Below are 18,841 nucleotides of genomic sequence, written 5' to 3'. Positions count from 1 at the left end.
GGGAGAGAGCGAAGGGAGGTGAGCATGCACGCTGCGACGCCGACGCTCGAGTTCACAGAACTCGAGGCCATGGACGCGCTCAACGACGGCGATGACTTCATGCGGGGTTTCGCCGTCGGAGTGATCATCGGGATCCTCGCTCTGACGTAGGAGACGCACTCGGACGAGTGCCCAAGGAGGTGCACAGTGCAGAAGGCATCGATCGAGTTCGTGGAGCTCGAGCAACTCGACACACCGATGGAGTGGTGGGAGCACGCCAGCTACATCATCGCCATCATCGGCGGGGCGGTGGCGATCGCCACCTGACAGAAGGGTGCGGGCCGCAGGCGGGGGCCCGCGCCCGCTCACACCGGGAAGGCGAAGACGAATGGCAGATCTGATCACGGAGGCGGTGGCCGCACGGCTCCGCGCGGTCGGCGCGCACGCCGTGCCGGAGGACCTGTACGCGGCTGCGGGCAGTACCTTCTACGAACGGCTCGTCGGCTCCGATCGTGCCGAGATCCGGGAGGTGCTCGCGCTCGCGCGGAAGACCGAGGGTCCGATCCTCGACCTCGCGGCGGGAAGCGGACGGCTCACGATCCCTCTGGTGCGCTCGGGCCGGCGCGTGATCGCGCTCGACCTGTCGGCCGACATGCTGGCCCTCGTGCGGCACGTCCTCCCGGGGGAATCCGCCGTGGAGTGCGTCGTGGCGGACATGCGCGACTTCACGCTCGCGCGACGCTTCCGCCTGGTCATCCTGGGTGCCACCTCTCTCACCCTGTTGAACGGGGAAGACCGCGCTGCGCTGTACGCCGCCGTTCGGCGGCACCTCGCTCCGGGCGGTCTCTTCGCATTCACGCTGGCGGGGGCCATCGCGGAAGCGGAACTGCGCGTGACGAGGACCGAGAAGATCTGGGTCCCGGGGCCGGATGGCGCGGAGAGGTATCTGTTCAGCCAGCAGATCGAGGACGACGGCTCCGCCCGACTCGTGAACTGGCTGCGCGCGGACGATCTGGTACCGGGGGGAAGGGTGACGGTGTTCACGAGCCGCCTGCAGGTTCTCGGCCTGGATGAGATCTGCCGTGAGATCGCGGACGCCGGGTTCGAGGAACCGAACGTTTCTCCCGTACGGTCTCCGCAGGGTGCGGAGATCGTGATGGTGACGACGTCCGCGGTTTCCTCCACGACGATCGCGGCTGACGATGCCGTCGCCTGAGCCGCCCCACCGGCAGCGCTTTCGCGGGACCGCCCCGCTGGGTGCCGAGGACCGTCCCGTGCGCTCCGCAGACGTCTCCTTCGAACGTGTCGGGGAGGACGCGGTGTGGGTCGCGTCCGTGCACGGCGTTCCGACGTCGCGGGTCTCGCGCTCCGTCGTCGATCTGCTGGAGGCGATGGACGGCGAGACACCGCTCCACGTCCTCCGCACCCGCTTCGCACCGTCCGAGTCCTCGGAAAGCTTCCTTCGACTCGTCGAGCGCTTCCGAGCGAGCGGATTGCTGGAGGGCGCAGGAAGAATCCCGCCGGGGCGGCTGTCGTATCGTGCCCCGCTCACCCTGCAGGTCGCGACCCTGCGTGCGCCCGAGCTCTTCCGACGGTTGCACCGTCTGCTCCCGTCGCTTCCCAAGAGGGTGATGCTGATCCCGGTCGTCATGGCCGGGCTCGGGGCTGTTGCCGCCCTTCTTCAGGCGGCGGATGTCGTCCGGGTCGTCGTGACACCGGTGCCGCTGGCCGCCCTCCTCGGCACCGTCATCGTGCTCGGGCTGCTCACCCTGCTCCACGAGACGGCCCACGGCCTCACACTCACCGGCTTCGGCGGCACGCCCCGTCGGGCCGGTTTCATGATCTTCTATCTCGCTCCCGCGTTCTTCGTCGATGTGACGGACGGCTGGCGTCTCCGCGACCGTGGGCAACGCGTGTCGGTCGCCCTCGCCGGACCAGCCGTGCACGTGGTGGCCGCCGGAGTCGCTCTGGTCGCCGCTCTCGCGCTCCCGCCGTCCGAGCTTCGTCAGGCCGTGCTGCTGGCGGGTGTCTCGTGCGTCCTCATCGTCCTGATCAATCTCATCCCCTTCGTGCGCTTCGACGGATACATCGCGCTCATGAGTGCTCTCGACGAGCCGAATCTGCGCGAACGCACGATCCGCGATGCCTCGGACCGCCTGGTCCGGCTCCTCTTCGGGGGTGGGCGGTCGGAGAAGCGAGTGCCGCCGTGGTGGAGCGTGCCGTTCGGTCTGGCGAGCCTGTTCACGCCGTGCGTGTTGGTGTTCCTCGCTGTTGCACGGGTGGCGAAGGCGGGTACCGCGGGCGGCCCGGTGCTCTCCGTCCTCACGCTCGCTCTGGAGGTCATCGTGGCGATCACCGGGCTGACGATCGTGCTTCGGGCGCTCGTGCGCGTGCTCCGGGCCGGAGTGTCCCGAGTCCGATTCGCGACCGTGCTCGCCGTGATGACCGGCGCTGTCGTCATCGCCGGTGCCCTGATCCCCGTGCCACGCACGGTCACGCTCGGCTTCTGGACGCATGACGGCCGGATGTCGCTCGTGCAGGCCGGAGGAGGACGCGCTTCCGGAATCCCCGACGGCACCCGCGTCGACCTGATGACCAGCGGGATCCTCGGGAGCGCGGTGATCGGCACCGGGACGGTCGTGCACCGGTCCCCGACCCCGGTGACGGTGCCGTTGGACGCGCTGGTCCCCGTGTCCGCCCCCGACGTCTCCGTCGCCGCGGTGAGTATCGGCGTCGTCGAGTTATCCCCAGACCACCCGGCCCCGCCGGGCACCGGGCAGGCGCGTGCTCATCTGGGAACGACCGATCTGTGGCACGCGCTCTGGACGGCGGGAGTGACCGAGCCGTTGTCGACTCTCATGGACGAAAGGTAGGAGAAGGATGAACAGGAAGGATCGGGCGATCGAGGTCCGAGGGCTCACCAAGAGGTATGGCCATCGGGCGGCGGTCGATGGGCTCTCATTCGGGGTGCCGCGCGGGTCGATCGTCGGGCTGCTCGGCCCGAACGGGGCGGGTAAGTCGACCACCCTCCGAGCGATCGTCGGGCTGCTGCGACCGACGGAGGGGGAGTGCCTCATCGACGGCCGCCCGTTCGCGTCGCTGGAGAACCCCGCGACGCACGTCGGAGTCCACATGGACGGGTTCGGGTTCGAGGTGGGCATCACGGGGCGACGGCATCTGGAGATCGCCCGGCTGGCGGCGGGGGCTCCGTCGCAGCGCGTGGATGAGGTGCTGGACGAGGTGGGACTCGCGCCCGACGCCCGCCGCCGCGTCAAGACCTACTCGACGGGGATGGCGCAGCGACTGGGCTTGGCGACCGCGCTCGTCGGCTCGCCGCGGACACTGATCCTGGATGAGCCGGCGAACGGGCTGGATCCGGACGGCATTCGTTGGCTTCGCGGCTTTTTACGGAGCTTCGCCGACCGTGCCGGCACGGTGCTTATCGCGAGCCATCAGCTTCCCGAGCTCGAACAGGTGGTCGATGAGGTGGTCGTGCTCAAGCGTCGCGCCCTGTTCGCGGGGCCGCTGCGGGATCTCGTCACGAGCGACGCCGAGTCGCTGGAGAGCAGGTACTTCGAATTGATCGAGGGGGTGTCGGCGTGACGTCGGTGATTCGCAGCGAGCTGCTGCGTTCGGTGAGCGGCTTCTCCGTGCTCGCGATCTTCCTGGTCGCCGTCCTGCTGCCGGTGTACGTTCTCTGCTCGGATGGCTCGCACTTCGACCTCGCGGGCCTCGAGCCCGCCGCCGCGACACTCCAGGTTCTGCAGCCCCTCGCCTGGACGGCCCTCTCGGCCGCGTTCGTGGGCGCCTACACCGTCACCCGCGAGTACTACTACGGCTCGATGGACCGTACCCTCGTCGCCGTGGGGTTCCGGCGCGCCTTCGCGGGCAAGCTCGTGGCGGGGGCGCTGGTCGCCGTCGGCACCTCTCTCGTCATCTGCGTGCTCTGGACGGCGGCCGCCGCGATCCTCCTGACACGGGAGGGGCAGTCCTTCGTCCTCGGCGACGACGCCTGGGGAATGTACGGAGGCGCGCTCGTCGGCGCCGTCCTCGGCGCTCTCCTCGGAGGTGCGATCGGCTGGATCACCCGGAACTACTACGTGACGGCGGCGATCCTCCTCGCCTATCCGCTGGCCGTGGAGTTCGCGCTGCTGCGGACGGCGCCGGAGGTCGCGAGGTACTCGCCCGGCATGGTCCTCGCCGCGATCGGAGCCCCCGCGTATCAGGGGCGGTTGCTCGACCTCCTTCCGGCGCTGGGCGTCGCGCTCGTGTGGACGGGCGGTCTGGTCGGGATCGCGTGGGCGCGAGGACGCCGGGCCGTCGCGTGATCGGTCGGGCTCTGCGTGCGCAGGCGCGCGACGTCGGCGGCGACCTCGTACTGCTCGGTGCGGCGGTGGCGGCGCTCGTGATCTCGCTCCCGCTCGCGGCGAGCATTCCCTCAGAGCTCGCGGATGCCCCTGCCGGTGTCCGTGACACCCTCACCGCGCCGCTCCACACCGTCCTGGCGACCTCCGCGGCCGTTCTCGCGGCGGTCTACGGCTCGTTCCGGTACACGGTCGATCGGCGCGACGGCGTCATCGCGCAGCGTCTGATGCTGTTGCCGCGGTGGGCGGTCCTTCTGGTCCGGCTGCCGACGTCGGCGATCGGGGGAGCGGCCGTCGCGCTCGTCGCACTCCTCGGCGGCCACGTCGTGCTGTGGGCCACGATGGGCGGCATTCCCCTGGACGCAGCGGCGGTGGGCGCCACTCTCGCGCTCGGTGCCCTCGCCGGCCTGTGGGGAGTGGGGATCGGGATGATCGTCCAGGCCCACCTCGTCGCGCTCTTCGTCACGTCCCTGTCGCTCGGGGTCGCGACGCTCGTCGCGCTGTTCTGGAGCGCCGGGGCCGCGAGTCTTCCGCTGCTCGCGTTCCTCCAGACCCTCGGGTTCGACGTGACCGCCGTCGGGCTCTCCACGGGCGATCAGCTGTACGGCCTTTTCCCGGCCGGGCTGACGGCGGCCTGGGTGCTCGCGGCCGTCGGCGGGGGGAGCCTCGCGTTCCTGAGCCGCGACGTCACGTGACCGCCTCTGACCCCGGCCGCGGTCAGGTCGGCGACGTAGGATTCCGGGGTGGCAACCCCCAAGATCGTCCTCTTCTACGCCTTCACCCCGCTCGCCGATCCCGAGGCGATACGGGTGTGGCAGCGCGACCTCGGCGAGGCGCTGGGACTGCGGGGACGACTGCTGATTTCGAAGGACGGCATCAACGGCACCCTCGGTGGCGATCTCCCCGCACTCAAGAAGTGGGCGCGCTCGTTCCGGTCGTACGCGCCGTTCCGCGACGTCGACCTCAAGTGGAGCGAGGGCACAGGGCTGGACGAGCACGGCCGCAGCCTCGACTTCCCGAAGCTGAGCGTGAAGGTGCGCGACGAGATCGTGTCGTTCGGGGCGCCCGGCGAGTTGCGCGTGGACGAGCACGGCGTCGTCGGCGGCGGAGCGCGACTCACCCCGGAACAGCTGCACGAGCTCGTGGCCGAGCGCGGCGAGGAGGTCGTGTTCTTCGACGGTCGCAACGCGCTCGAGGCGCAGATCGGGCGCTTCCGCGGCGCGGTCGTGCCCGCCACCGAGACCACGCGCGACTTCGTGGACCTGCTCGACTCCGGGGTCTACGACGACCTGAAGGGCAAGCCCGTCGTGACGTACTGCACGGGTGGCATCCGCTGCGAGGTGCTGTCGAGCCTGATGACGGCCCGCGGGTTCGGCGAGGTGTACCAGCTCGAGGGCGGCATCGTGCGCTACGGCGAGAAGTTCGGCGACGACGGACTGTGGGACGGCTCGCTGTACGTGTTCGACGGCCGCGGTTCCGTCGACTTCAGCGATCACGCCCGGGTGATCGGTCGCTGCGCGGGCTGCGGCGCCGCGACCAAGCGCACCGCGAACTGCCCCGACCTCTCGTGCCGGGCGCAGTTCGTCGTGTGCGACGACTGCGACACCGTGCGCTGTGCCGCGCACCCCGCCGAGGCCGCCGCGTCCTGATCACCCGCGGGGGCGCTCAGGCCAGCAGCGCCGCATCCGCTCCGCGCGGGGCGTACAGCGACCGCGGCAGCAGTCGCGCGCGCACCCGGGTCGGGCCGTCGACGCTGTGCTGCAGGCTCGACAGCACCGCACGCAGGGGTTCCGCGAGATCGTCGGTCCCCTGTGCGCCGGGGCGGGCGTAGTTGGCGCGCTCGACCGCGGTGGTGAGGCGCTGCAGGGCTGCGGCGTCCGCGCCACGGTCGCGCGCGAGGGCGGCGGCTCGCGCACGGGGGCTGTCGGCGTGCGACACCGGCAGCGCCAGGTCGAGCAGGGTGTCGCGCAGTTCCGCCCACGCGGCGGCCGCGTCGCCTCGGGCCGCGCGACGCATCCGCATCCGCCGCTCGATGAGCCGCACGATCCCGGGGAGCAGGAGCAGCACGACCACCCCGAGCGTCACGAGCGCGACCGGGGTCGGGTCGAGGCGGCGCAGCTCTCCGGATCCCGCGGACCCGGGGTCCGCGTCACCCCGGTCGACGTCGGGGCCCTGCGTCTCCTGCGTCTGCGGCGCCGTGGTCGGCGCGGGCTCCGTGATCCCGCCGGTCGCACCGCCCTGGGCCTCGCCCGCGCGGAACGCCGTCGGAACGCCGAGCGACGCGGTGGGCTCGAACGACACCCAGCCGATGCCGGGGAACAGGACTTCGGGCCAGGAGTGCAGCTGGTCGCTCGTCACGGAGAAGATCGACTCGTCTCCGCGCTTCTCGTCGGTGAGCGAACCGGGGAGGTACCCGACCACGATCCGCACCCGCATGTCGAGGCTCTCGGCCATCAGGGCGAACGCGCCGGCGAAGTGCACGCAGTACCCGGAGCGCTCCTCCAGGAAGCGGGCGACGGCGTCGGCGCCGGTGCCGTCGAAGCCCTCCTCCACCGGCGTCTCCAGCGAGTAGTCGAACTGCGCGCGGAACCAGTTCTGCAGCGCCACGAGCCGGTCGTAGTCGGTGTCCGCGTCGGCGGTCACCTCGGCCGCGAGCTCGCCGATGATCCCGGGCAGCTCGACGTCCTCGATGTCGGGATCCGCGAGCGGCGGGGCCGCGTCGACCGCACGGATCTGCTCGAGCGTCGGCGTGACGCGTGTGGAGCTCACGGTGTAGTCGTTGCCGGCGGCGTCGGACCGACGCGAGTACAGCGTGCGGTTCTCGGGGGCCACCCGCCACGACCCGTTCAATCCCGACACGTCGGTGGCGGGGTACGGCACCGGCAGCCAGGCGCTCGACATGCGCAGGATGCGGATGGACGTGGTGGCGTCCTCGGTCGCGACGCCCTCGCTCCACTCCGGCTCCCCGAAGCCGTCCGCCTGCGACTGCAGGTCGCCGCGGTCGGGCTGCCACACACGGCCGTCGAAGCGGGACAGCGTGGTCAGGCGCAGATAGGGCGCGGAGGCGGCGTCGGTGGCGAGGGTGAGCACCTCGACCGGGTTGGGCTGGCGCAGGTCGTCGCCGAGGCGCAGCGACGCGTCGACGGTCACGCCGACGCCGGTGCCGGCCATGGTGGGGGCGACGGGCAGCGCGGGCGTCACCACGAGCGCGGAGACGACGGCGGCCGCGCCGACCCCGACGGCGACCGACAGCGAGCTCCGGCGCGGAGAGGAGCCGTCGCGCTGCGCGGTGACCCGGAACAGCAGCAGCGCCGTGAGCGCGAGGGCCACGAACCAGGCGACGTTCGGGTCGCCGAAGGTCACGATCATCGGCACGGCGCCGATCACGCCGATCAGCACGGTGGCGAGCACGGCCGAGCGTTGGGCGACCAGGTGGTCGAGCAGGATCGCCACCACGGCGAAGCCCGCACCGAGGGCACCCGCCAGTGCGGGGGAGGCGTCGAGCGGCGCCGAGCCGAACACGATCTGCTCCCATGCGGCCGCCCCCAGGCCCTGGAACACCGCGAGGGTCGTCGCGGTGGGAACGACCCCCAGGATCGCGGTGTCGCCCGCGAGCAGCAGCGTGAGCACGGCGACCGCGACCGCGACCTGGGCGAGCAGCGCGCCGAGGTCGCCCAGTCCCGCGCGCCGGCGGCGGAGGAGGTGACGGGCGAGCATCCCGGTGCCCACCACGGCCACCACGATCAGCACGACCGTGAACGACCAGGCCCCCGGCGTGATCACCGAGGTGAACGGCCACAGGGCCACGAGCGCTCCGACCGCGGCGAGCACGCCCGTGGCGACGACGCGATCCGGTTCGTCGCGGTCGCGGTGCCACCGCGGCACGGTGCGCGGCGGCGGGGTCGCGGCGCGCGGCTGCTCAGCGCGGAACATCGCCCGCTCCGCTCCGCGCGGCCAGCGCGTCGTCCCAGGCCTCGGCGACGTCGGTGCCGAGGGCGGCGACGGTCCACCCGTGCTGTCGTGCCGCGTCGGCCGCACCCGGCAGCGGCTCGGTCGCGAACAGCAGCGGGGCCGCGGCTCCCGCGGGACGCAGCAGCGCCGCGTCCTCCTCGTCGACGCGTCCGGTGACGAACACGAGCGGCCCGGGCGGGGTGCCGCCGACGAGGGCCGCGAGCTCCCGGGCCTCGCCGCGCGGGGTCACCAGGGCGAGTGCGACGAGCAGGCCGTCGCGGTCGTCCTCGTGTCCGCGGAGCGCGCCGAGCAGCGTGCCCGCGGTGTCGATCACGTCGACGCTGTAGCCCTCGGCGGCGAGGTGCAGGGCGGCCGAGGCACACAGCGACACCGCGGACTCGAAGGCCGGGTCGGCGGCGTCGCCCTGCGGGTCCCAGCGACCGGAGCTCCGGTCGAGGACGACCAGCGCGTCGGGGCTGGACTCCTCTTCCTCCTGGCGCACCATCAGCTCGCCGCGGTGGGCCGTGGCCCGCCAGTGGATCCGGCGCATGGAGTCCCCGGGGGCGTAGCCGCGGGGGGACAGGTTGTCGCTGCCCTGTCCGAGGCGGGTCGACGAGGTGTGGGCCGTCCCTCCCGCCGCCCCGATGCGCACGGCGAGCGGCGTGAGGGCGAACACCTCCGGCACCACCGTGATCGTCCGGGTGTCGCCGAACGCCTGCTCCCGCTGCGCGAGTCCGAACGGGTCGACCGTGCGGAGCATGAGGGGGCCGAGCGGCCAGACGCCGCGCCGCACCCCCGTGATGAGGTAGCTCAGCTGCGCGGTCTCGGCGGGATATTCGCCGCTGGAGTCTCCGGCGACCGCGTCGGGCAGCACGTCATGCCACAGGCCGTGCGGCACCCGCAGCGCCCGCAGCGTGAAGCGCACCGTGACCCGCGAGGCCTCCGACACCGTGAGCAGGTCGGTCGAGATCTGTCGCGCGACCGTCCCTGAGCGCCGTGGCAGCCGCACCGCCAGCGCGGAGAACAGGGTGAGGGCCGCCAGGAACACGGCCATGAAGAGGAGGATGCGCGCGCCGAGCACGTTCGCCGCGACCAGGCAGCCGAACGCCGCGACGAGCGTGCCGGTGCCCCGGCGGGTGAGGAGGCGGCGTCGTCGCATGGCGGGGGTCTCAGGAGCGGGTGGCGACCGGGACGCGCACGCGCTCGGCGATCTGCGTGAGCGCGGCCTCGATGGGCTGGGCTCCGGCGCGATGGGCGCCGCGCGCGGGGAGCAGGCGGTGGGCGAACACGGGGAGGAGCAGCGACGTGATGTCGTCGGGGATGACGTAGTCGCGGCCGTCGAGGGCCGCCCACACCTTCGCCGCGCGGACGAGCTGGAGGGTGGCGCGGGGGCTGGCACCGAGATGCAGGCTCGGGTCGGAGCGGGTGGCCTGGGCGAGTGCGACCGCGTACTCCTCCAGGGCCGGGGCCACGTGCACGGCCCGCGCCCACGCGATGAGCTGCGCGACGGACGCGGCGTCGGCCACGGGCGTCACGGTGGCGAGCGGGTTCACCACGTCGCGCTGCCGCAGCATGAGGGCTTCCGCGCCCGGGTCGGGGTAGCCCATCGAGATGCGCATCATGAAGCGGTCGCGCTGCGCCTCGGGGAGGGCGTAGGTGCCCTCCATCTCCAGCGGGTTCTGCGTCGCCACCACGAGGAACGGGTCGGGCAGGCGGTGCGTGGAGCCGTCGACCGTGACCTGGCCCTCCTCCATGGCCTCCAGAAGCGCGGACTGCGTCTTGGGGGAGGAGCGGTTGATCTCGTCGGCGATCACGATGTGGGCGAACACGGCGCCCCGCTTGAACTCGAACTCCCGGTCGACCGGGTTGTACACCGACACGCCCGTGACGTCGCCGGGCAGCAGGTCGGGCGTGAACTGGATGCGGCGGACCGTGGCGTCGATGCTCGCGGCCAGTGCGCGGGCGAGCATCGTCTTGCCGACGCCCGGCACGTCTTCGATGAGCAGGTGGCCCTCGGCGAGCAGGCACACGAGCGCGCTGCGTACGGCGTCGGGCTTGCCGTCGATGACCTGGCTGATCGAGCCGAGAATCGCCGCCGTCTGGGCGGCGAATCGCTCGGCGTCGATCGTGACCGGGGTCAGGGGGGCGTTCTCAGGCATGCGATCCCTCTCACGTCGACGCAACGATGCGCGTGAATCGATCGTACGCTCCGCGCGGCGTGCGGGACCATGCCCGCGTGGGTTCGTCGCCCCGCCGCTGGTCGGGTAGAGTGGACGACGGCTCTCCGCGTGGCGGCATCCAGGCCAATTCCCCCAGGGCGGAAACGCAGCAAGGGTAACCGGGCTCTGCTGGGTGCGCGGAGGGTCTTTTCTTTTGCCGGGCACGGTACACAGGCGTTCGTCGGACGGGCCTGCGACAATCGAGCGGTGACCGTCCCCCCTCCTTCGCGGCCGCCGCATCCGCTCGCCCGCTTCGCCTCGCCGGTGCTGCTGCTGGCGGTGATGTGGCTCGTGCAGTTCGCCGATGCCGTGCTGCCCCGATCGTTCACGGGCTTCGGTCTGCGGTCGTGGGACCTGTCGGGGCTCAGCGGCATCGTCCTCGCCCCGCTGCTGCACGCGAGCTGGGCGCACCTCATCGCCAACTCGGTGCCGTTCCTCGTGCTCGGCTGCCTGGTCGCGGTCGAGGGGGCGCGACGCTTCTGGGCCGTCACCGTGATCGTCGCGGTCATCGGCGGGGTCGGCACCTGGCTCGTGAACGCTCCAGGCACGCTCACGGTCGGCGCCTCCGGCCTGGTGTTCGGCTACTTCGGCTACGTCGTGATGCGCGTGTTCGCGCCGGGGCGCGTCGCCCATCGCATCCTCTACGCCGTGATCGCCGTGGTCGTGATCGGCGTCTACGGCGGCACGATGCTCGCGGGCGTGATCGGCGTGGCCGACGGCGTCTCGTGGCAGGGGCACCTGTTCGGCGCGATCGGCGGCGGCGTCGCGGCGCTCATCGGGCGGCGCTCCCATCCGGCGGCGGGAGCCGTGCGCCCGTGACCGCGTCCCGCGCGAGGCCGCGGGCGGGCAAGCCCGCCGCCCGGCGGAGGCCCGCGGCGAAGAGGTCTCCGGCGGCTCGGCGTCGCGCGGCCGCGCGGCGCCGGACGGCATCCCGTGCGCGCTGGCGCACGCGCGGCCGGCGTCTGCTCGTGTCCGCCGGCGTGGTGGCCGTGGTCGCGGGGCTCCTGGTGCTCATCCCGCTCGGCCTGGCCCGCGACCCCGCGCCGGTCTGCATCGACCGCCCGGAGACCTTCCCCGCGGCGGGCATCCAGGGGTGGCGCGGCGAACAGCTGGAGAACGCGGCGACCATCATCCGCACGGCCTCCGCGCTCGGCTTCGGGCGCGACGGGCAGATCCTCGGCGTGATGACCGCGATGGGGGAGAGCAGCCTGCGCGCGATCGACTACGGCGACTGGGAGACCCGCGGCTGGACCAACCCCGACGGCTCGCGCACCACGAGCATCGGCCTGTTCCAGCAGCAGGACTGGTGGGGCAGCGTCGAGCAGCGGATGGACCCCGCGGCCTCGGCCACGCTGTTCTACGAGCGTCTCGGGCGGCTTCCGGAGTGGCAGTCGATGCCGGCGTCGCACGCGATCCACCGCGTGCAGATCAACACCGACCGCGAGTACTACGCCCGCTACCAGGAGGATGCGACGGCCGTGGTCGACGCTCTGTCCGGACCGTGCGAGTGACGGCGCGTTAGTCACGGCACCGTCCGGGCGCGTCCGACGGCGCCCCGCCTAAGCTGGGGGCGTGGCGCGGAGCATCTACATCACCTCGGCCGAAGGCCATACCGGGAAGTCGACGATCGCCCTCGGGGCGCTCGACGCCCTGATGCGCGTCTCCCCGCGCGTCGGGGTCTTCCGACCCATCGCGCGGTCGGTCGCCGAGCGCGACGAGATCCTCGAGCTGCTGCTCGCGCACGACGGCGTGCAGCTCGACTACGACGACTGCATCGGCGTGACCTACGACGACGTGCGCGCCGACCCCGAGGCCGCGCTGGCGACCATCGTCGCGCGGTTCAAGGCGGTCGAGGCGCAGTGCGACGCGGTCGTGATCGTCGGCAGCGACTACACCGACGTCGCGAGCCCCGCGGAGCTCGGGTTCAACGCGCGCATCGCCGCGAACCTCGCCGCGCCCGTGCTGCTCGTGCTGAGCGGCCGCGACCAGCAGCGTCAGGCCGAGCAGCTGGGCACCACCACCGCCCGCACGCCGGCCGCCGTGGGGCAGATCGCCGCTCTCGCGCTGTCCGAGCTCGCCGCGGAACGGGCGGAGCTGTTCGCCGTGGCGGTCAACCGCGCCGACCCCGAGGCGCTGGAGCCGATCGTCGCCGCCGTTCGCGCCGTGCTTCCGGCCGACCGCACCCCAGTGTGGGCGATCCCGGAGGACCGCGCCCTCGTGGCGCCGTCCATCCGCGGCATCCTCGCAGCGATCGACGGCACGCTGCTCGCGGGCGACGAGGAGCGCCTGACCGCGGTCGCCCTGTCGATCGTCGTCGCCGGCATGTCGATGGTGAACGTGCTGCCGCGGATCACGGAGGAGGCCGTGGTGGTGATCCCCGCCGACCGCACGGAGGTCCTCCTGGCCGCCCTGCTCGCCGATTCCTCCGGGACCTTCCCGCGCATCGCCGGCATCGTGCTCAACGGGCCGTTTCCGCTGCCCGCGCCCATCCTGCAGCTTCTCGACGGGTTCGCGTCGTCCGTGCCGATCATCACGACCGACCTGGGCACCTACGACACGGCGGTGCGCGTGATGGGGACGCGCGGACGGATCACGGCCGATGCCCGCGGGCGCTACGAGCGGGCGCTCGGTCTCTTCCAGGCGCACGTCGACATCGCCGAGCTGACCGAGCAGCTCGGGCTCGCCGAGGCCCACGTGGTCACGCCGCTGATGTTCCAGTACGGCCTGATGGAGCGGGCGCGGGCCGACCGTCGCCGGATCGTGCTGCCGGAGGGCGACGACGACCGCATCCTCCGCGCGGCCGCGACGCTGCTCGCGCGAGACGTGGCCGACCTCACGATCCTGGGCGACGAGGCCGCCATCCGCGCGCGGGCCTCCGAGCTCGGCGTCGACATCGCCGACGCGCAGATCCTCAGCCCCACCGACCCCGAGCTGGTGCAGCGGTTCGCGGAGGAGTACGCCCGGTTGCGCGCGCACAAGGGCATCACGCTGGAGCGGGCGGCCGACACGGTCACCGACGTGTCGTACTTCGGCACCATGATGGTGCACCTGGGTCTCGCCGACGGCATGGTGTCGGGGGCTGCGCACACGACAGCCCATACGATCCGCCCGTCGTTCGAGATCATCAAGACCAAGCCGGGGGTCGAGGTCGTGTCCAGCGTGTTCCTGATGGCGCTCGCCGACCGCGTCCTGGTGTACGGCGACTGTGCCGTGATCCCCGACCCCACGGCGGAGCAGCTGGCCGACATCGCGATCTCGTCGGCGACGACGGCGCGGCAGTTCGGGATCGACCCGCGCGTCGCGATGCTGTCGTACTCCACGGGGGAGTCCGGCAGCGGCGCCGACGTCGACAAGGTGCGCCAGGCCACGGCGCTCGTGCGGGAGCGCGCGCCGGAGCTGCCCGTGGAGGGCCCGATCCAGTACGACGCCGCCGCCGACGCCGCGGTCGCCAAGGCCAAGCTGCCCGACTCCGCGGTGGCCGGCCGCGCGACGGTCTTCGTGTTCCCCGACCTCAACACGGGCAACAACACCTACAAGGCCGTGCAGCGGTCGGCGGGAGCGGTCGCGATCGGTCCGGTGCTGCAGGGTCTCAACAGGCCGATCAACGACCTGTCGCGCGGGGCGCTCGTGGACGACATCGTCAACACGGTCGCGATCACCGCCATCCAGGCGCAGAGCGCAGAGGGGGAGCGGGCGTGAGCGCGATCCTGGTGATCAACAGCGGATCCTCCTCGCTGAAGTACAGCCTGATCGACGTCGAGCGGGAGGACGAGCTCGCGAGCGGGCTGATCGAGCGCATCGGCCAGGAGTCGAGCCCGGTGGCCCACACCGTCCGCCCGGTCATGGCCGCCGACGCGGTGCCGACCATGCTCGATGCGACGTACCGCGAGGAGCGGCCGATCCCTGACCACGCGGCCGCGTTCGAGGTGATGCGCGAGCAGTTCGCGGCGCACGGGCCCTCCCTCGACGCGCACCCGCCGGTCGCCGTCGGGCATCGGGTGGTGCACGGCGGGGCGCGGTTCTACGCCCCCACGCTGATCGACGCCGACGTGGAGCGGCAGATCGGCGAGCTGGCCGTCCTCGCCCCGCTGCACAACCCCGCGAACCTCGCCGGGATCCGGGCCGCGCGTGCGGTGTTCGACGCCGTCCCGCACGTGGCGGTGTTCGACACGGCCTTCCACCAGACGCTTCCGCCCGCGGCCTACACCTACGCGATCGACGCGCAGCTCGCCGCCGAGCACCGGGTGCGCCGTTACGGGTTCCACGGCACGAGCCACCAGTACGTGAGCGAGGCCGCGGCCCGCTTCCTCGACCGACCGCTGGGGGAGCTGCGCCAGCTGGTGTTCCACCTCGGCAACGGGGCCTCGGTCACCGCGATCGACGGCGGTCGCTCGGTCGAGACGTCGATGGGGCTCACGCCGCTGGAGGGGCTCGTCATGGGCACGCGGTCGGGCGACCTCGACCCCGCGGCACTCGTGCATCTGTCGCGACGCGCGGGGTACACGATCGACGACCTCGACACGCTGCTGAACACCCGCAGCGGACTCGCGGGGCTGGCGGGGCGCAGCGACATGCGCGACATCCTCGCCGGGGTCGCGGAGGGTGACGAGGCGGCGGTGCTGGCCTTCGACGTGTACGTGCACCGGCTCCGCGCCTATGCGGGGGCGTACATCGCGCAGCTCGGCGGGGTCGACGTGATCTCCTTCACGGCGGGCGTCGGCGAGAACGCGGCCCCGGTGCGGGCGGCGGCCCTGGCGACCCTGGGCTTCGCGGGCGTCGAGCTCGACCAGGAGCGCAACACCGCCAGAGAGCGCGGGATCCGGGTGATCTCGACCGACGCGTCGCGCGTGACGGTGCTGGTGGTGCCGACCGACGAGGAGCTCCAGATCGCCAGGCAGACGGCCGAGCTGCTCTGATCGCGGCTGCGGGGTTACCCCGTGCGTGCCGCCCGCATTACGCTGGCACAGTGGCACGGAGAGGTGCCGATCCGTCCCTCGCCCTTCTCCTGGAGGCCCTGTGCCAGAAGCGCTGCCCGACCTGCTCCTCGCCGATGGAGTGCTGTTCGATCTCGACGGCGTGCTCACGCCGACCGCCGAGGTGCATATGAGGGCGTGGAAGGCCGTCTTCGACGACGTGTTCGCGCGCTGGGGCATCACCCCGCCGTACACCGACGAGGACTACTTCGCGTATGTCGACGGCAAGAAGCGCTATGACGGGGTCGCGAGCCTGCTGCGCAGCCGCAACGTCGAGGTGCCGTGGGGATCCGTCGACGACGACCCCTCGGCCGAGACCGTGTGCGGGATCGGCAACCGCAAGAACGCCGCCTTCGCGGCGTCGCTGCGCGGGCAGGGCATCGCCCCGTTCCCCGGCTCGCTCGCTCTGGTCGAGCGGCTGCACGCGGCCGGTGTGCCGATGGGCGTCGTGTCGAGCTCGAAGAACGCCGAGGAGGTGCTCGCCGCCGCCGGCATCCGCTCGTTCTTCCGCGTCGTGGTCGATGGCGTGGTCGCGGAGCACGACGGCCTGGCCTCCAAGCCCGCGCCGGACATGTTCGCGGCGGGTGCCGTCCGCCTGGGCGTCGACCCCGCCCGCAGCGTCGCGGTCGAGGACGCCACGTCCGGTGCCGCGTCCGCCGCCGCCGCCGGCTATGCGACCGTGATCGGCGTGGACCGCGGCACCGGTGCCGACGCGCTGCGCGCCGCCGGCGCCACGCACGTGGTCGACGACCTCGCCGCCCTGCTTCCCGACACCCGCACCGACATCCCGGAGACCGCATGATCGACCGCGACCGCTTCCCCGTCGACCCGTGGCGTCTGATCGAGACGCACTACTCGGAGGAGGGTGTCGGCGAGACGCTGTTCTCGGTCGGCAACGGCTACCTCGGCCTGCGCGGCAACCACATCGAGGGCCGCGGTGCGCACGAGCACGGCACCTTCATCAACGGGCTGCACGAGACCTGGCCGATCCGCCACGCCGAGCAGGCCTACGGCTTCGCCGAGGTGGGGCAGACCATCGTGAACGCGCCGGACGCCAAGGTGATGCGGCTGTACGTCGACGACGAGCCGATCTCGCTCGACGACGCCGACGTGCGCGAGTACGCCCGCACCCTCGACATGCGCACGGGCGTGCTGGAGCGTCGCGTGGTGTGGGAGACGCCGTCGGGCAAGCGGGTCCGCATGCGGGATCAGCGGCTGGTGAGCTTCGAGGAGCGTCACCTCGCGGTGCTGCGCCTCGAGGTCGTGGTGGAGAACGCGGATGCGCCCGTCACGATCAGCTGCCAGCTGCTGAACCGCCAGGACGGCGCCGGTGTTTACGCGGGGACGCCGATCGGAGCCAAGAGCGGCGCGGGCTTCGACCCGCGCAAGGCGGAGCGCATCGCCGACCGGGTGCTGGAGCCCGCGGAGCACTGGCAGGACGGGCTGCGCTCGGCGCTGTCGTACCGGGTCGCGGCGTCGGGCATGACCGTCGCGGTGGTGGCCGACCACATCGTCGAGACCGAGAACCAGTACAACGCCAGGACTCTGTGCGAGCCGGACATCGCGAAGAACGTGTTCCGGGTGCAGGCCAAGGCGGGCGTGCCGATCACCATCACGAAGCTCGTCAGCTACCACACCTCGCGGGGCGTGCCGACGCGGGAGCTGGTCGACCGGTGCCGTCGTTCGCTCGATCGCGCGACCGATGAGGGCGTGGAGTCGGTGTTCCGGCGGCAGCGCGAGTGGCTCGACGCGTTCTGGGAGCGCAGCGACGTGCAGATCGGCGGGCGTGACGACCTGCAGCAGGCCACGCGCTGGTGCCTGTTCCAGCTCGCGCAGGCTTCGGCGCGCGCGGACGGGGCCGGCGTCCCGGCGAAGGGCCTCACGGGGTCGGGCTACAGCGGCCACTACTTCTGGGACACCGAGATCTACGTGCTCCCGTTCCTGACCTACACGACCCCGCGGTGGGCGTACAACGCGCTGCGCGCCAGGGTGAAGATGCTTCCCGCCGCCCGTCGGCGGGCGGCGCAGCTCAACGAGGCGGGCGCGCTGTTCCCGTGGCGCACGATCAACGGTGAGGAGGCGTCGGCGTACTACGCGGCCGGCACGGCGCAGTACCACATCAACGCCGACATCAGCTTCGCGCTGGGCAAGTACGTGCGCGCGACGGGCGACGAGGCGTTCCTGCGCCGCGAGGGTGCCGACATCGCGATCGAGACGGCGCGGCTGTGGGCGACGCTCGGATTCTGGCGCGGTGCGCGGCTGGTCGAGCAGTCGGACGCGGGTGACGGCCTGCAGACGTTCCACATCCACGGCGTCACGGGGCCGGACGAGTACACGACGGTCGTGAACGACAACCTGTACACGAACGTCATGGCGCGCTACAACCTCCGCTACGCGGCCAAGGTGGTGCGCGAGATCCGCGACAGCTACCCCGAGGACTACGCGGCACTGGTCGAGCGCACGGGGCTGGGGCCGGGCGAGGCGGAGTCGTGGGAGCGGGCGGCCGAGGCCATGTACATCCCGTACAGCGAGAGCCTGGGCATCCACCCGCAGGACTCGCTGTTCCTGGAGCGCGAGGTGTGGGATCTGGCGAACACGCCGGCGGATCAGCGGCCGCTGCTGCTGCACTTCCACCCGCTGGTCATCTACCGGTTCCAGGTGCTGAAGCAGGCCGACGTGGTGCTGGCGCTGTTCCTGCAGGGCAACCACTTCACGCCGGAGGAGAAGAAGGCCGACTTCGACTACTACGACCCGCTGACCACGGGCGACTCGACGCTGTCGGCCGTGGTGCAGTCGATCCTGGCCGCGGAGGTGGGGTACCAGGACCTGGCGCAGAAGTACTTCGAGCAGTCGCTGTTCGTCGACCTGCACGACCTGCACCACAATGCGTCGGACGGCGTGCACGTGGCCTCGGCCGGCGGGGTGTGGACGGCGCTGGTGTGCGGCTTCGGCGGCATGCGCGACTACGCGGGCGACCTGAGCTTCGACCCGCGGCTCCCGGCGGGGTGGCCGTCGCTGTCGTTCCCGCTGCAGTGGCAGGGGTCGGCGCTCACCGTGACGGTCACGCGCGAGGAGCTGCGGGTCGAGGTGCGCAGCGGCCCTCCGGTGCCCTTCAGCGTGCGTGACACCGCGTACTTCGCGACGCTGGAGGACCCGGCGGTGGTGCGGCTGGCCGACCAGGGGCCCGTGATCGCCGGGCGGCCGACGCTGCGGGAGTTCGCCGATGCGCGGCGCGACGACGGCACGCGCCTGTCGGCCTCGGTGCCGGTGATCACGACCGCGATTCCGGTCGTCGAGCCGATCGACTGAGCCGGGCCGCGCCTCCTCCGTCGAGGAGGGGGCGCGACCCGCCGAA

17 protein-coding genes and 1 other RNA gene are annotated in these 18,841 nt (G+C 72.2%); 15 read left to right on the top strand and 3 right to left on the bottom strand.

Features of this window, described 5'->3' with window-relative positions:
• Nucleotides 1-24: 24 nt before the first annotated feature.
• The 8 genes from mpaA2 to trhO all read left to right on the top strand — a co-directional run bounded on the left by mpaA2 (nucleotide 25) and on the right by trhO (nucleotide 5,992).
• On the top strand, nucleotides 25-150 hold the full coding sequence (mpaA2, locus tag ACWGQ1_RS02200) for an MpaA2 family daptide-type RiPP (protein WP_275090548.1): 126 nt from the start codon (nucleotides 25-27) through the stop codon (nucleotides 148-150).
• 36 nt (nucleotides 151-186) lie between these two features.
• Entirely contained in the window at nucleotides 187-306 is a 120-nt protein-coding gene (gene mpaA3, locus ACWGQ1_RS02195) for an MpaA3 family daptide-type RiPP (protein ID WP_323131762.1), read from the top strand.
• Between the two features lie 61 nt (nucleotides 307-367).
• Complete coding sequence (gene mpaM / locus ACWGQ1_RS02190) at nucleotides 368-1,195, top strand: daptide-type RiPP biosynthesis methyltransferase (protein WP_136034218.1); 828 nt, start codon at nucleotides 368-370, stop codon at nucleotides 1,193-1,195.
• Nucleotides 1,196-1,253: 58 nt separating this feature from the next.
• The gene (gene mpaP / locus ACWGQ1_RS02185; protein ID WP_247637622.1) at nucleotides 1,254-2,852 is read left to right on the top strand and encodes a daptide biosynthesis intramembrane metalloprotease; all 1,599 of its coding nucleotides are present in this window, start codon (nucleotides 1,254-1,256) and stop codon (nucleotides 2,850-2,852) included.
• 7 nt (nucleotides 2,853-2,859) lie between these two features.
• Nucleotides 2,860-3,582 carry an ATP-binding cassette domain-containing protein gene (locus ACWGQ1_RS02180; protein ID WP_136034221.1) on the top strand — a complete coding sequence of 241 codons (723 nt, stop codon included), beginning with the start codon at nucleotides 2,860-2,862 and terminating at the stop codon, nucleotides 3,580-3,582.
• The gene (locus ACWGQ1_RS02175; RefSeq protein ID WP_136037038.1) at nucleotides 3,579-4,307 is read left to right on the top strand and encodes an ABC transporter permease; all 729 of its coding nucleotides are present in this window, start codon (nucleotides 3,579-3,581) and stop codon (nucleotides 4,305-4,307) included. The genes ACWGQ1_RS02180 and ACWGQ1_RS02175 overlap by 4 nt, the downstream gene beginning before the upstream one ends.
• Nucleotides 4,277-5,038: a hypothetical protein gene (locus tag ACWGQ1_RS02170; protein ID WP_452312265.1), complete on the top strand. Its 762-nt coding sequence runs from the start codon at nucleotides 4,277-4,279 to the stop codon at nucleotides 5,036-5,038. The genes ACWGQ1_RS02175 and ACWGQ1_RS02170 overlap by 31 nt, the downstream gene beginning before the upstream one ends.
• Before the next feature lie 48 nt (nucleotides 5,039-5,086).
• Nucleotides 5,087-5,992, top strand: coding sequence for an oxygen-dependent tRNA uridine(34) hydroxylase TrhO (trhO, locus tag ACWGQ1_RS02165; RefSeq protein WP_136037039.1), 906 nt, complete (start codon nucleotides 5,087-5,089; stop codon nucleotides 5,990-5,992).
• A gap of 16 nt (nucleotides 5,993-6,008) precedes the next feature.
• Here trhO and ACWGQ1_RS02160 read toward each other — a convergent pair whose 3' ends face one another.
• From ACWGQ1_RS02160 to ACWGQ1_RS02150, 3 genes are read right to left on the bottom strand one after another with little or no spacing between them, the layout of a single operon-like run.
• Entirely contained in the window at nucleotides 6,009-8,276 is a 2,268-nt protein-coding gene (locus ACWGQ1_RS02160) for a transglutaminaseTgpA domain-containing protein (RefSeq protein WP_452312264.1), read from the bottom strand.
• On the bottom strand, nucleotides 8,263-9,453 hold the full coding sequence (locus tag ACWGQ1_RS02155) for a DUF58 domain-containing protein (protein WP_452312263.1): 1,191 nt from the start codon (nucleotides 9,451-9,453) through the stop codon (nucleotides 8,263-8,265). Before ACWGQ1_RS02155 ends, ACWGQ1_RS02160 begins: the two co-directional genes overlap by 14 nt.
• A gap of 10 nt (nucleotides 9,454-9,463) precedes the next feature.
• Nucleotides 9,464-10,453 (bottom strand): AAA family ATPase, encoded by a 990-nt coding sequence (locus tag ACWGQ1_RS02150; RefSeq protein WP_136028517.1) that lies wholly within the window; start codon nucleotides 10,451-10,453, stop codon nucleotides 9,464-9,466.
• Between the two features lie 116 nt (nucleotides 10,454-10,569).
• On the opposite strand from ACWGQ1_RS02150, the gene ffs reads away from it, so the two are divergent.
• The 7 genes from ffs (at nucleotide 10,570) to ACWGQ1_RS02115 (ending at nucleotide 18,795) form a co-directional block, all read left to right on the top strand.
• Nucleotides 10,570-10,666, top strand: an RNA gene (ffs, locus tag ACWGQ1_RS02145) — signal recognition particle sRNA small type.
• A gap of 54 nt (nucleotides 10,667-10,720) precedes the next feature.
• Nucleotides 10,721-11,332 (top strand): rhomboid family intramembrane serine protease, encoded by a 612-nt coding sequence (locus ACWGQ1_RS02140; protein ID WP_452312262.1) that lies wholly within the window; start codon nucleotides 10,721-10,723, stop codon nucleotides 11,330-11,332.
• Nucleotides 11,329-12,024, top strand: coding sequence for a hypothetical protein (locus tag ACWGQ1_RS02135; RefSeq protein WP_247982047.1), 696 nt, complete (start codon nucleotides 11,329-11,331; stop codon nucleotides 12,022-12,024). Before ACWGQ1_RS02140 ends, ACWGQ1_RS02135 begins: the two co-directional genes overlap by 4 nt.
• A gap of 61 nt (nucleotides 12,025-12,085) precedes the next feature.
• Nucleotides 12,086-14,212: a phosphate acetyltransferase gene (gene pta / locus ACWGQ1_RS02130; protein WP_378823693.1), complete on the top strand. Its 2,127-nt coding sequence runs from the start codon at nucleotides 12,086-12,088 to the stop codon at nucleotides 14,210-14,212.
• Nucleotides 14,209-15,429 (top strand): acetate/propionate family kinase, encoded by a 1,221-nt coding sequence (locus tag ACWGQ1_RS02125; RefSeq protein ID WP_452312261.1) that lies wholly within the window; start codon nucleotides 14,209-14,211, stop codon nucleotides 15,427-15,429. The genes pta and ACWGQ1_RS02125 overlap by 4 nt, the downstream gene beginning before the upstream one ends.
• A 100-nt stretch (nucleotides 15,430-15,529) precedes the next feature.
• A complete protein-coding gene (locus ACWGQ1_RS02120; RefSeq protein WP_136034889.1) occupies nucleotides 15,530-16,288 on the top strand; it encodes a beta-phosphoglucomutase family hydrolase in 759 nt (252 codons plus the stop codon).
• Nucleotides 16,285-18,795, top strand: coding sequence for a glycoside hydrolase family 65 protein (locus tag ACWGQ1_RS02115; RefSeq protein WP_136044210.1), 2,511 nt, complete (start codon nucleotides 16,285-16,287; stop codon nucleotides 18,793-18,795). The genes ACWGQ1_RS02120 and ACWGQ1_RS02115 overlap by 4 nt, the downstream gene beginning before the upstream one ends.
• Nucleotides 18,796-18,841 lie beyond the last annotated feature (46 nt).

The sequence above is a fragment of the Microbacterium sp. NPDC055599 genome, assembly GCF_053618975.1.
Note: the sequence above shows the minus strand (reverse complement) of the source record. Positions and strands in the feature narration are given on the sequence as shown.

Excerpts from the sequence above, each read along its gene's own strand:
- ACWGQ1_RS02155 (WP_452312263.1), bottom strand. The coding sequence starts at position 9,453 with ATGCGACGACGCCGCCTCCTCACCCGCCGGGGCACCGGCACGCTCGTC.
- ACWGQ1_RS02180 (WP_136034221.1), top strand. The coding sequence starts at position 2,860 with ATGAACAGGAAGGATCGGGCGATCGAGGTCCGAGGGCTCACCAAGAGG.
- ACWGQ1_RS02150 (WP_136028517.1), bottom strand. The coding sequence starts at position 10,453 with ATGCCTGAGAACGCCCCCCTGACCCCGGTCACGATCGACGCCGAGCGA.
- ACWGQ1_RS02160 (WP_452312264.1), bottom strand. The coding sequence starts at position 8,276 with ATGTTCCGCGCTGAGCAGCCGCGCGCCGCGACCCCGCCGCCGCGCACC.
- mpaA2 (WP_275090548.1), top strand. The coding sequence starts at position 25 with ATGCACGCTGCGACGCCGACGCTCGAGTTCACAGAACTCGAGGCCATG.
- mpaM (WP_136034218.1), top strand. The coding sequence starts at position 368 with ATGGCAGATCTGATCACGGAGGCGGTGGCCGCACGGCTCCGCGCGGTC.
- ACWGQ1_RS02115 (WP_136044210.1), top strand. The coding sequence starts at position 16,285 with ATGATCGACCGCGACCGCTTCCCCGTCGACCCGTGGCGTCTGATCGAG.